The organism is Enterococcus sp. S183_ASV_20, from assembly GCF_018919685.1.
Classification (GTDB): Bacteria; Bacillota; Bacilli; order Lactobacillales; family Enterococcaceae; genus Enterococcus; species Enterococcus faecalis.
Map to the genome: position 1 here is coordinate 1 of NZ_JAHLRI010000064.1, position 12,943 is coordinate 12,943.

Annotated in this window: 11 protein-coding genes; 7 read left to right on the forward strand and 4 right to left on the reverse strand. The window is 37.5% G+C overall.

Annotated elements, in window-relative coordinates; all coding sequences use genetic code 11:
* Positions 1-99: 99 nt before the first annotated feature.
* Together KQI94_RS13595 and KQI94_RS13600 are read right to left on the reverse strand one after the other, a co-directional pair.
* A complete protein-coding gene (locus KQI94_RS13595) occupies positions 100-1,287 on the reverse strand; it encodes a toxic anion resistance protein (protein ID WP_002356447.1) in 1,188 nt (395 codons plus the stop codon).
* 19 nt (positions 1,288-1,306) lie between these two features.
* Complete coding sequence (locus KQI94_RS13600; protein ID WP_002356448.1) at positions 1,307-1,987, reverse strand: 5-bromo-4-chloroindolyl phosphate hydrolysis family protein; 681 nt, start codon at positions 1,985-1,987, stop codon at positions 1,307-1,309.
* A 402-nt stretch (positions 1,988-2,389) separates the two neighbouring features.
* Between KQI94_RS13600 and KQI94_RS13605 the strand changes: the two genes are divergently transcribed.
* Genes KQI94_RS13605 through KQI94_RS13615 form a run of 3 tightly spaced genes read left to right on the forward strand, consistent with a single transcriptional unit; the run spans position 2,390 to position 3,978 of the window.
* Positions 2,390-2,974 (forward strand): NUDIX hydrolase, encoded by a 585-nt coding sequence (locus tag KQI94_RS13605; protein WP_002368827.1) that lies wholly within the window; start codon positions 2,390-2,392, stop codon positions 2,972-2,974.
* Positions 2,971-3,267 carry a cell wall synthase accessory phosphoprotein MacP gene (gene macP / locus KQI94_RS13610; RefSeq protein ID WP_002356451.1) on the forward strand — a complete coding sequence of 99 codons (297 nt, stop codon included), beginning with the start codon at positions 2,971-2,973 and terminating at the stop codon, positions 3,265-3,267. Before KQI94_RS13605 ends, macP begins: the two co-directional genes overlap by 4 nt.
* 15 nt (positions 3,268-3,282) lie before the next feature.
* On the forward strand, positions 3,283-3,978 hold the full coding sequence (locus KQI94_RS13615; RefSeq protein ID WP_002356454.1) for a 5'-methylthioadenosine/adenosylhomocysteine nucleosidase: 696 nt from the start codon (positions 3,283-3,285) through the stop codon (positions 3,976-3,978).
* A 66-nt stretch (positions 3,979-4,044) separates the two neighbouring features.
* On the opposite strand, the gene KQI94_RS13620 is transcribed toward KQI94_RS13615, so the two are convergent.
* The gene (locus KQI94_RS13620) at positions 4,045-4,311 is read right to left on the reverse strand and encodes a GIY-YIG nuclease family protein (protein WP_002356455.1); all 267 of its coding nucleotides are present in this window, start codon (positions 4,309-4,311) and stop codon (positions 4,045-4,047) included.
* Positions 4,301-5,035: a tRNA1(Val) (adenine(37)-N6)-methyltransferase gene (locus KQI94_RS13625; protein ID WP_002356457.1), complete on the reverse strand. Its 735-nt coding sequence runs from the start codon at positions 5,033-5,035 to the stop codon at positions 4,301-4,303. Before KQI94_RS13625 ends, KQI94_RS13620 begins: the two co-directional genes overlap by 11 nt.
* A gap of 188 nt (positions 5,036-5,223) precedes the next feature.
* On the opposite strand from KQI94_RS13625, the gene KQI94_RS13630 reads away from it, so the two are divergent.
* From KQI94_RS13630 to KQI94_RS13645, 4 genes are all read left to right on the forward strand, one after another.
* Complete coding sequence (locus KQI94_RS13630; protein ID WP_002356461.1) at positions 5,224-5,850, forward strand: 1-acyl-sn-glycerol-3-phosphate acyltransferase; 627 nt, start codon at positions 5,224-5,226, stop codon at positions 5,848-5,850.
* Positions 5,851-6,033: 183 nt separating this feature from the next.
* A complete protein-coding gene (locus KQI94_RS13635; protein WP_002368828.1) occupies positions 6,034-7,170 on the forward strand; it encodes an exonuclease SbcCD subunit D in 1,137 nt (378 codons plus the stop codon).
* Between the two features lie 4 nt (positions 7,171-7,174).
* On the forward strand, positions 7,175-10,312 hold the full coding sequence (locus KQI94_RS13640; RefSeq protein ID WP_002368829.1) for an SMC family ATPase: 3,138 nt from the start codon (positions 7,175-7,177) through the stop codon (positions 10,310-10,312).
* Positions 10,313-10,331: 19 nt separating this feature from the next.
* Positions 10,332-12,943 (forward strand): SNF2 helicase associated domain-containing protein (locus KQI94_RS13645; protein WP_216454522.1); only part of this gene is annotated, 2,612 nt, incomplete at its 3' end.

The window sequence follows — 12,943 nt, forward strand, 5'->3', positions numbered from 1 at the left end:
ACAATATTCAAGCGTAAAAAGAAAAGCAAGCCTGGGACAAAAATCCAAAGTGATTTTTGTCCCAGGCTTCTACTATAAGAAGTTTGTTCTAGACAGTGTTTATTGTGTTAATTCTAATAATTTATTTTTCAAATCTTCTTCCATATGGCCAAGTTCGATTTCGGCAGCTTGGCGTTTTTCTTTTCCTTCTTGTTGAATACGTAATGTTTCTTGGATAGTTTCAATTAAATCATTTTGTGTTTTTTGTAATGTTTCAATATCGACTAGGCCACGTTCGTTTTCTTTTGCTGTTTCAATTGCAGAAATTTTTAGCATTTCTGAATTTTTCTTCAGTAAGTCATTGGTGGTTTCAGAGACTTGACGTTGAGCAGTCACAGCATCTTTTTGACGGAGTAAGGTCAAGGCGATGACTACTTGGTTTTTCCATAACGGAATCGCTGTATTCACCGATGATTGAATTTTCTCAGCCAAAGCTTGGTTAGTATTTTGGATTAAACGAATTTGTGGGGCTTGTTGAATCGTAATTTGACGAGCCAAGCGTAAATCATGGGTTCTTTTTTCTAAACGGTCTAGGAATTGGTTATAATCATTAACAATTTGGACATCCATTTGATCTCCAGATTCTTCCGCTTTTTTCATGGCTTCAGGAATAATTTGCGTCCGTAGTTCTTCTGCTTTTAATTCCCCAGCGGCAATATAGATGTTTAAGGCATCAAAATAATCTTTATTTTTTTGATACAATTGATCTAACATGGCATTATCTTTTAAAAGACCATCTTTTTCATGGGTTAATTTGACAGCAATTTTGTCAATTTGCGCACCAATTTTTTGATATTTGGCGGTAATTTCGTAAACGGATTGTTTGACTTTACCTAACATTTTTTGAATAAAGTTGCCTTCGCCAGCACGTAATTCATTGGGATTGGCTTCATTTAAACGAAACATTAGATCGGTCAGTGAATCACCAACAGGACCAATGTCTTGTGCTTGAACGTGGTTTAACATCGCTTGCGAAAATTCGCCGAGTTTGATTTGGGCATTTGAACCATAGGTAATTACTGCTTGTGAATCTTGGACATCAATTTTTGAAGCTAATTCTTTTGCTTGGGCTTGACGTTCTTGTGGTAATTTATCAATTAAACGAGGAGCTGCTTGCTGTTCTTTTAACTCAGATAGTTCATTTTGTTGCGTTGGTGTTAGTTCATCCATTGATGAAAATGGATTACTTAATAAATCGTCCAATGTATTGGTTACAGATGTTGTTTCTTTGGGTTGTTGCTCAGTCATTTTTTTTCCTCCCTAATGATTATTGCTGGTCTTCGTTTACTTGAGGTGATTCCTCAGTTGCAGCTTTTTGCGACAAGCTGCTTTTAGCGATCGACATTTCGACATCTAAATCGTCTAAGTCATCGGAAACGATTTCCTCATAATCATTTTTAACTAATTTTGACAATTGGTCAATGATTTGTGCGCTTTCTTCTAATTTTTCATACGTTTGTTTGTTTTTTACTTCATGTTGTTCGATTTCTAAATGCTTACTTGTTAAGTCAACGATATTTGGTAAATGTGTATAGAGAAAGTGATTGGCTAAGTGTAACTTTTTAGGTTCTTTCACTAACTCTTTAAACAGAGCTTTAGAAACCTTCGTTGTATCATTACGTAAGTCAATCGCCCGTAATTTAGTTGAACGATTCATGTTTTCTTGTAATTGTATGATTTGTTTTTTGGCTGTGCTCATTGTACTTCTGAAAAAATCAATTTCTTGTGGAGATAACCCCAACTCACGATAATGGGCTTCTTTATCTTTCGTTAAGTAAGGCATTTGATCGCTCTTGTCGGCGGCATTTTTCTTTTTTCGATAGAGAACGAATACTAAAAAGCCTACCAGAATCACAAAAGCGAAGAAGCCATATTCTCTAGCGACAGCAATGATTAAGGCTCCTAAAAGAATATAGCCAATCAGTAATTTTGTATTTAATTTGTTCATTTATATAGTTCCTCCTATCTATCTAATCCTCGAAAGAGTCAGCTCTCGTTACAATAGTTATTTTAGCATACTCTGTGAGAGAAAAGACATACAGCGGAAGATGTATTTTATGATTTAGTGAAATCCTAAGAAAAAAAGTATAAAACGCAAAAAAAGACCCGTCCTAATTGGGGGTAGGACGGGAAAGGAGTTAAAAATGAAAAAGTGTTTTGTTAGGGTTGTTTGTTGGTATGCTTAAATAATACAAGGAAGTTGTGAATTTTTTATGTCTATTTTTTTTCGAAAATGTAATTTTTTTCTAAAGCAATAAATTTTTTTCTTTGAAAAGGGTTTAACTAGAGAAGAAGGGGTGCGATTTTTATCATTTTAGGGTATGATAAACAAGAAAGGTTGGTGAAAGATATGTTAAATTATGAGGACTTCGAAGAAAAAACACTTCAACGTCGAGAAATTTTTAAAGGAAAGATTATTGATGTTTTTTTGGATGACGTGGCTTTACCGACAGGCGGCACAGCTAAACGCGAATTGGTTTTTCATTCAGGCGCAGTAGCTATGATTCCGTTAACCGCAGAAGGAAAAATCGTCTTAGTTAAACAATTTAGAAAACCCTTGGAACAAGTAATTTTAGAAATTCCGGCGGGAAAAATTGATCCTGGAGAAGAAAATCAACTGGAAACGACGGCTATGCGGGAATTAGAAGAAGAAACTGGGTATCGTGCAGCTCACCTCACCTACATAAATTCAATGTATCTGTCACCAGGATTTGCTAATGAAAAATTGGCTCTCTATTTGGCAACGGATTTGCAGAAAGTCGAAAATCCGCGTCCTCAAGATGAAGATGAAATCTTGGAACTTTACGAGCTAACAATAGCTGAAGCCAAAGCAGAGGTGGCAAAAGGCACGATTTGTGATGCCAAAACACTTTTTGCTATACAATACTGGGAATTGTATTTACTGCAGAGACAGTTTAAGGAGGACACGCAATGAGCAAAGGTCCGTTAGTCACTCGGACAGAGCTTCGCAAACGCAGAGAAGCAGAAGAAAAAGAAGCGGAACGTCGTCAGCAAGAAGAGCAGAAGCTGGCGGAAAAAGCGTATAAGCGAAAAGAAAAAGAAATTTCGACGTTTTATCGTAAAGAAAAGAAAAAACAAAAACCGATCAACAAGTCACGAGTAGGAGAATATTCGAAGCGTCGAGAACGGAGTACTTGGTTAAACAAGGCAATTATTATTGTAGCGATTTTATTAGCCGTTGTGGCATATATCGTTTTGAATTTATAGAAAAGAGGAATCACTATGAAAATTGGAATTATTGGAGCAATGGATCAAGAGGTCAAAATTCTAAAAGAAAAATTGACAGACACGATGTCATGGGAACGAGCAGGCGCTTTATTTGTTTCTGGTTCGTTAGGAAGACACGAGGTGATTGTGGTTCGTTCAGGAATTGGTAAAGTGGCCTCAGCTGTGACCACGACTTTATTGATTCATCAATATGGCGTAAATATGGTGATTAATACAGGTTCTGCTGGTGGTATCGGTGAAGGACTAAAAGTCGGCGATTTAGTCATTGCAGACAAATTAGCTTATTTTGATGTTGATGTCACTGGTTTTGGTTATGCCTATGGACAATTGCCTGGTGGTGTGCCTTTGTATTTTGAAACAAGTGAATACTTGCGGATGGAAATTGCGAAAGCTGCTGAAAAAACTGGTTTAGCTATTCGTAAAGGATTGATTGTTACTGGAGATACTTTTGTGGATAGCGCTGAGAAAATCGCCAAAATTAAGAAAGAGTTTCCTGAAGCCTTAGCTTGCGAAATGGAAGGCGCAGCAATTGGCCAAGCGGCTTCACAGTTCAATATTCCATTCTTAGTTGTACGGGCAATGAGTGATACAGCAGATGGCGAAGCAACTCAAAGCTTTGACGAATTCATCGATGAAGCTGGGAAAAAATCAGCCGAAATGGTTATTCATTTTGTCGAAAACTTAGTTTAAAAAGAGAAAGAAACAGCCATCATTTCATTGATGAAATGATGGCTGTTTCTTTTTGCTGATTGTCACTTAATGGAAGGTTTTTAAATACTGTTCTTTTTGTTTACGCGTTAATTTTTTAAAGGCGGCTTCGGCTTTGGTGGCCGCGCTACGTGTTTCAAATTTCTCTGTATGAATCATTTTGACTGGCCGTCGTTTGGCTAATCGAGTATATTTTGCACCAGTTCCGCTATTATGTTCGGTTAATCGACGTTCTGGCTCAGTTGTATAGCCACCGTAAAAGGAACCATCTTGGCAAAGTAAAACATAAAAATAATGGGATTTCTTATTCTCCATACAGCATAGCCTTCATTTCTGCTTCGTATTCGTTCTTTTCATTGTATGTAAAAAGAGGTGGTAACACACGAAAACCGTCTTTTTTACCTTGTTTAATGCCTTCAATTAGTAAAACATTGGCTTCTTTGCCTGGCTTCGGATAAACAAACCGAGCTTTTTTCGGCGCAATATTGGCGTTTTCCATGGCATGTAAAATATCCAGGAAACGATCAGGACGATGAACCATTGCGAGGCGACCATTTGTTTTTAATAAATCCGCCGACACAGTGACCACTTCTTGAAGAGACGTGTGAATTTCATGACGGGCAATCGCTAAATGCGGGTTTGGATTTTTTTGGCTAGTTGGTCGTTCTTTAAAGTATGGGGGGTTACATAGTACTAAATCGACAGAATCTTTTTTGATGACCTCTGTCGCTTGTTTTAAATCACGTTCATACATCGTTACTTGTTTTTCCAATTTATTTAATAGAATACTTCGTTGACCCATATCTGCCAAACGAGGTTGTAATTCGATTTGGTCGATCTTTGCAGCTGTTTTCCGACTAACGAAGAGGCCAACCGCGCCATTGCCAGCACACAAATCGACAATCTTGCCTTTTTTTGGTAGTTGCGGAAAATTAGCCAATAAGACTGCATCAATGGAAAAAGAAAAGACTTCTTTGCTTTGAATAATTTGAATATCATCCGCATATAATTGATCAATCCGTTCGCCGGATAATAACATAGGTTAAGAACCTCCAACTTTTCATCTGATTGTTCATGTATTATACTACTTTTAAACCCGTATGACAAAATCTGTTCCCTAGATTAGTGGGGACATGTTATTTCTCTGATTGATAGAAGTAAAAAAAGCTTGTCAAAAGGTAGAGCTTTCGGCATACTAGAAAGCGGAGAGAAGAAAGGAAGAAAATTATGTTTTTTACATTTATGCGTGGCGTGGTTCGCGTCATTTTATTTGTGATTAATGGAAATGCACATTATGAAAATAAAGAAAAATTACCAAAAGACCAAAACTATGTCTTAGTTGCGCCGCATCGAACATGGTGGGAACCGTTGTATTTAGCTGTTGCTGGCAGTCCTAAGAAGTTTAGTTTTATGGCAAAAAAAGAGTTGTTTAAAAATCCTGTTTTACGTTTCATTTTAAAACATGCGAATGCGTTTCCGGTGGATCGTGAGAAACCCGGTCCCAGCGCGATTAAAACACCTGTCAAAATTTTAAAAAATTCTGATTTAAGTTTGATTATGTTCCCCAGTGGCACACGTCATTCCTCAGAATTAAAAGGCGGGGTAGCCTTGATTGCTAAAATGGGGCGAGTACCTATCGTGCCATCTGTTTATCAAGGTCCGTTAACTTTAAAAGAGTTGTTTAAACGTAAAAAAGTAACGGTTCGTTTTGGAGAGCCAATCGATATTAGCGATATTAAAAAAATGGATAAAGACGGTTTAGCTGAAGTGGAACGTCGGATGCAAGAAGCATTTGATCAGTTAGATAAAGAAATTGATCCAACTTTTAAATATGAATCAACAGAAAAAGAATAAAACAAACCGCTACAGAATAGGAATGTTACTGGCAGGTAGTTTCATCAAAAGATGATGCTCCCTGTCTTTTTTCTTGCGTTAAGAAAAAAGTTTATTAAAAATCTAATTCTTCTGACCGATTTTCTTAAAAAATACCAGAAATTTGTTATAATAATAAGAAGGACTTTTTTAGGCGGTGAAAAAATGAAATTTTTACATACAGCAGATTGGCATATTGGCAAAAAATTACATGGTTTTGATTTATTGGCAGAACAAAGGGAAGCCTTTAAACAAATCTTAGCAATTGCGAAAGAAGAGCAAGTGGATGCTGTTGTGATCGCTGGAGATTTGTATGATCGCTCTGTTCCAGCGGTTGAAGCAGTCGAGATTTTTAATGAAATGATGATTCAAATGAATCTCAAAGAGCATTTCCCCGTGTTAGCTATTTCGGGAAACCATGATAGCAGCACTCGTTTAGAAACAGGAGGCCCTTGGTTTAACCAAACGCAATTTCATTTGAATACGCGTTTAGAACAAGCCTTTCAACCAATTGAAATCGACAATACCCAATTTTATTTGTTGCCTTATTTTGAACCGATTGCGGCTCGCTTATATTTTGAAGATGAAACGATTCGAACGATTCAGGCGGCGATGGAAAAAGTTGTCGCGAAAATGCAGGAATCTTTTCTCCCCAATAAAAAACAGGTGTTAGTTAGTCATTTTTTTGTCGCTGGCAGTGAAAAAACTGATTCTGAAACAAAATTAACAGTGGGTGGTTTGGATGTTGTACCGACAGCTTTGTTAGAGCCTTTTGATTACGTCGCGTTGGGCCACTTACATGGAAAAAATGCGTTGCAGGCACCTAATGCTCGATACAGTGGCTCGCCTGTAAAATTTTCTTTATCAGAAATGACACAAGAAAAGGGTGTTTGGCTTGTTGAAACAGAAACTGAAGTTCATTTTCAATTCCGTGCTTTGAAACCATTGCGAGACATTCAACAATTGACGGGCTCGTTTCAGCAGTTAACGGATCCCGCTTTTTATCAAGAAGTGAATCGGGAAAATTATTTACATGTCCAATTAACCGACCGAGCGATCATTCCCAACATGATGAATCAATTGCGAAAAATTTACCCCAAAATTATTGGGCTGGAACGTTTGAATGGTCGAGAAACAAGCAACGGAAATCAGAAAAAAGTGGTACAAATAGAACAACGTTCACCAGAAGAACATCTGCATGACTTTTTTAACGATGTGACAGGAGAGGCCTTGACAGAACAACAAGCACAATGGGTCCAAGAAGAACTGAGTACACTTAATCAATTAGAAAGAGGGAAGTAACAGGATGAAACCATTATCTTTAACATTGAAAAACTTCGGACCGTATATTAATGAAACCATTGATTTTACGAAGTTTGAAGATTCTTCACTTTTTCTAATTAGTGGAAAAACAGGATCTGGGAAAACAACGATTTTTGATGGAATGAGCTATGCTTTGTTTGGTGAAAGTTCTGGAAAATTACGTTTAGGCAAAGAAATGCGTTCCACATTTGCTGACCCCTCAGAAGCCACTGAAGTTACTTTGCTTTTTAAACATAACGAGTATCTCTATGAACTGAACCGCCTTCCCGAACAAGAACTTTTTAAAAAACGTGGCACAGGAGTCCGTAAACAAAGTGCCAAAATTTCTTTAATTGTCAAAGATGCTCAAGGGAAAGAACTACGAGCCTATTCTAAAAGACGCGAAGTGGACGAACTCATTCAAGAATTATTGCATTTGAATGCCAATCAATTTGCTCAAATTGTATTGTTACCACAAGGAGAGTTTCGGACTTTTTTAATTGCTAAAAGTGATGAAAAAGAAAAGGTTTTGCGTAATTTATTCGGAACAGAATTGTATCAGTTGTTCAGCGAAAATTTAAAAGAACGCTTAAAAATTGCCAATCAAGAAATTCAAGAAACCCAGCAAAAAATTGAACTGAAAACAGAACAGTTGCATTGGTCAGAAGAACCTGAACCGACAATGACACTTTTTGAAAAACTTCAATTATTAGAAAGCCAACAACAAGAGGCTCAGCAACAATTATTAGTTGAAAGAGAACAAATTGCAACCTTAAAACAAGCCAAACAAGCAAAAGAGCAAGTTCGTTATGCCATTGAAGAACGGCAAAACTTGCAACAGCAAAAAGAAGAATTACTGGAAAAGAAAGCAAAACAAGCTGAACAGGAAACCGTCATTGAGCGGTTAAAGGAACAGATTCAGCAATTAAAATGGAGCCAAAAACAGCAATCTTTAGCTGAAAAAGTCTTTGAAAAACGAAGCGAAAAACAACAAAAAGAGCAAGAAACAAAGTCCAAACAACAAGCTCTTATGGAAACGCAACAAGCATTGACAGATTGGCAAGCAATCATGAGTGAGTTGGAAGAACAACAACCATTGATTGCTGAAAAACAAGAACGTCTTCAAACGATTCAACGTCAATTACCACAATACCAAGAATATGAACAGTTAGCCCAACAACAAATAGCAGAACAAGCCAATTATCAAGCCATTCAAAAAGAGTATGAATCTTGCCAACAGGAAAAAACAACATTAGCGGATAAAGTGGCGACAGCCAAACAATTTATTGAACAAGAAGGAACACTTGAAAAAGCAAATTTTGAATGTTCTAGTGTAGCAGATCATTGGCAAAATTTTGTAGAACGTTGGCAAAAAAATCAAAAAGCTTGGCAAAAAATTAGTCAAAACCAAGTGGAATTGCACGAGTTGACACAACGGTTTGCTGTTGAACAGCAACAAAAAAGCGCCGAAGAAGCGAAGTTGCAGACAAAGAAAAGTCAATGGGCCTCTTTACAAATCCAACGATTAAGCTTGTTACTTGAAGAGGGGGAACCTTGCCCAGTTTGTGGCTCTTTAGAACATCCAAAGCAACAAACTCATCAAGAAGTTTCCTTAGAAGAGATTAATCAAGCGGAACGGGAATTAACGGAAGTTGAAAAAACGGTACAACGATTTACTGAAACGCTCTCTGCATTAGGGGCGGAAAAGCAACAGAAAGAAAGCCAATTACAAGAACAGGAAGCTGCGTATACTGAGGAACAAGAACAATTAGCAGCGCAGTTTGCTGACTTGCAGTTGCCGTTAACAGGACTAACTTTTTCACAAGTAACACCTGCAGAAATTGCGGAAGTTGAGTCGCAATTAGCTAAAGAAAAACAACAAATAGCACAAAAACTAACGGAAATTTCAGTCGAAAAGGACCGTCTGGCGGAACTAGAGGAACAAGTAGCTGAAAATTCCCAACGCTTTGAAGTGCTCCGACAACAAGTAGAAACAATGCAACAAAGTCTAGAAAGAATCACTATCCAGCAGCAAATGATTGCTAGCCAATTATTGGATGCAACCGTCACATACGAAGAAATGACCAAACAACAAGCTTTGCTTCAAGAGGAACTCTCTGCATTTGAACGTCAAAAAGAAAACGTGACGACACAAGGAGAAACCTTGAAGAAAGAAGAAATGATCCTTGAAAGTACGCTGACGCATTTGGAGAAAGAACAACAAACACTTCAACAAACAGTCGCGCAACTTGAGAGTCAGTTAAAGGCAGTTTTAACGGAACAAGGCGTGACAGAGGACCAATTGACGGAGTGGTTGAAAGAGGTACCGACACTAGAAAGTCAGCAAGAACAAATTGCTTTATTTGAACAAGAGCAAACCCAACTGACTATCCAACTCGCTGAAATTGAGAAAAAATTATCTAGTGATACGTTCCCAGAATTATCTTTAATCACCACAGAAATTGAACAAATAACACAACAAATTGAAGAACAAGAAAAAAAATACTATCAACTGCATGAAAAAATGCTGAATAATCAACAGTTGGTTCAAGAAATTAATGCGCAAAGAACAACAATTGAAGACAAGTTTGAGGAAGTTGCTGCACTACAACAATTGGCAGATACGGTGAATGGCAATAATCCTAAAAAAATTAGTTTTGAACGGTATATGTTACAAACGTATTTAGAAAGAGTGCTGACAGTCGCTAATCAGCGTTTAGACCGCCTGACCAATAGTCGTTATCAATTTGAATTGAATCACGAAGCAGGTAGTTATCGGAATCAAACGGGGCTAGAAATCAATATTTATGATGACAATTCAGGGACGGTGCGCAGCGCTCACACGTTATCAGGCGGGGAAAGTTTTATAGCAGCGTTAGCTTTGGCACTTTCTTTAGCAGAAGTGATTCAAGAACAAGCAGGCGGAGTCTTAATTGATGCGTTGTTTATTGATGAAGGCTTTGGTTCCTTAGATGAAGAAGCATTGGAAATGGCAATGGAGGCGTTAGAAACGATTGAAAATGAAGGCCGCATGATTGGGATTATTAGTCATATTGGCGAATTAAAAGTACGAATTCCACAACAATTACAAATAAAAAGCAATGGGAATGGTCAAAGTACCGTTCACTATCAGCTAGCTTAGTAGAAGAGGAGGTGAGTCGATGAAATGGAGTATTCCAGAGCGAATCGTTGAACAAGGGCGCGAATATATGCAAGAAGGCCGGGTCTTATCTATCGTTCAAAATCCAGAAAAAAGGATCTGGTTGTCTGAGGTTTTAGGGGAAGAACTTTATCTTGTTGAATTGGATGGTACCGCCAAAGAGCAAGATGTTTGTGAATGTCAATATTGGATGGAACATGGCTATTGCAAGCATACAGTGGCAGTTGAACTGGCACTGAAACAACGAGGCGTGTCAAGAATTATTCAAGCGAATCAAACAGTCAGTTTTGAGAAAACAAATCGATCAACAGCTGAAATGTTTACCAAAGGCTTTGCCAAATTAAGCAAAGCTTCTGCCGAAGTTCCCTTGCAGCCTTTACGTTTAGAATTTCATTTAGATGTGATTGAAACGAATAATTACTATCCAGAATTATCAACGATTGGTCTTTCTTTAAAAATTGGTTTGGAAGGCACCAAACCTAAAACATATATTGTGAAAAATATTGGTGATTTTTTACAAGCATATGAAAAAGAAATGACTTTTATGGTGAATAAACAACACCAATTTACTTTGCTACATGATTCTTTTTCAATGGAGATTCAAGAAATTTTAACAGAACTTGCGGCAATTTATCATACCAGCCAATTATTAGGTGCAAACGGTATTCAAGTTAAAGGGAAAATCGACAAACGTTATCTATTATTACCAATTGATCGCAGTCAATCGTTAGTTGAAAAAATGAATCGAACGGGTCAGTTTATATTGACCAATCAAACTCATAAGTATCGCTATCTAACGTTCAAAGAAACCAGTTTGCCACTTACGTTTACAGTCCAAAAAACCGAGGAACAAAGCTTCAAATTAACTATTCAGAATCCTATTACAACGTTTCTAGCCCACTATCACTGGGCGATTGCGGATCAAACGGTTTATTTACTAACAGAAGAGCAGGAAGCCATCTACACCACGTTACTTCAATTAATGAAACGCTTGGAAGAGCCGTCAATTATTTATGAAAAAGAAACAGTTTCTGATTTATTTAGTGAAGTGTTACCATTATTGGAAAAAATTGGTCGAGTGTCTGTTGAAGAATCAGTTGAAGAATTAGTCGTCCATCATCCTTTAAAAGCAGTCTTTATTTTTAAGAAAATTAAAGGTCGGATTAACGCTCGGATTGACTATCACTATGGAGAAGTCATTTTCTCGACAAACCCGAAATATGCTCAATTACCTGAAGTCAATCAAGAAATCGTTCGAGATAAAGCAAAAGAAACAGCAATTAAGCAACAATTTCAACAGTTTGCCTATCAGCAAACAACCACTGGCTTTGAAAAAGTCTTACCTGCTGGGGAGTCCTTGTATTATTTCTTTAAAGCCGAAGTTCCAGCTTTCCGTCAATTAGGAGAAGTTCGGATGGGACGGAAATTACGGGAATTGTATTTAGATGCCCAGCATCATCAACCAACGATTGAAGTTGCGGAAGGGGATTCTTGGTTAGATATTCGGTTTGATGTCACTGGCATTGATGAAACCGAAATCGATGCAGTATTGACTAGTCTGCTACGTAATGATGCTTTTTATACGTTAAAAAGTGGTGAAATTCTTGCTTTTGACTCAGAGGAATTTTTCCATACAAGTGCAATTTTAACGAAGCTACGAAAAAATATGCATCAAGAAGACAATGTCATTCATGTGCCCAAAAATCAAGGTCTCATGATCGAAAGTTTATTAGAAGACAACGAGCGGGCACATTTTTCAGATTCCTTTAAAAAAATGGTCACGGATTTAACGCATCCAGAAAACTTTGAAGCGCAAGTCCCCAAATCCTTACAAGCAACGTTACGCCATTACCAAGAAACAGGTTATAAATGGCTGAAAATGCTTAGCCATTATCAATTTGGCGGTATTTTAGCTGACGAAATGGGTTTAGGGAAGACACTGCAAACCATTACCTATTTACTTTCGGAAAAAGAAGAAGAGCGCTTGAAAGGGACAGCTTTGATTGTCGCTCCTGCAAGTTTAACCTATAACTGGTTAGCCGAAGTCAAACGTTTTGCGCCAACCTTAAATGTTCAAGTGGTTTCTGGCAACCGCCAAGAACGAGCAGCGCTTTTACAAAATAGCACCGAAGATATTCTGATTACTTCTTATGCAAGTATGCGACAAGATGTTCAGCTTTATCAGGAAATGAGTGTCGGCTATTTGATTTTAGATGAGGCCCAAATGGTTAAAAATAGTGGGACTAAAACGGCGCAAGCCTTAAAAAGTTTAAAAGTACCCCAACGTTTTGCATTAAGTGGCACACCAATTGAAAATAATTTAGATGAACTGTGGTCAATTTTCCAAATGATCTTACCGGGATTGTTCCCAGGCAAAAAAGCCTTTCGAGAAATTAAGCCGGAAGAAATTGCCAAAATGATTCAACCATTCATTTTACGACGAGACAAGAAAACGGTGCTTGCAGACTTACCAGAAAAAATTGAAAATAATATGTACAGTGTCTTAACAGAAGAACAAAAAACGGTTTATTTGGCCTATCTAAAACAAATGCAAGCAGATGTCAGTCAAATGGATCAGGCGACCTTCAAGAAAAATCGCATGAGTATTTTAGC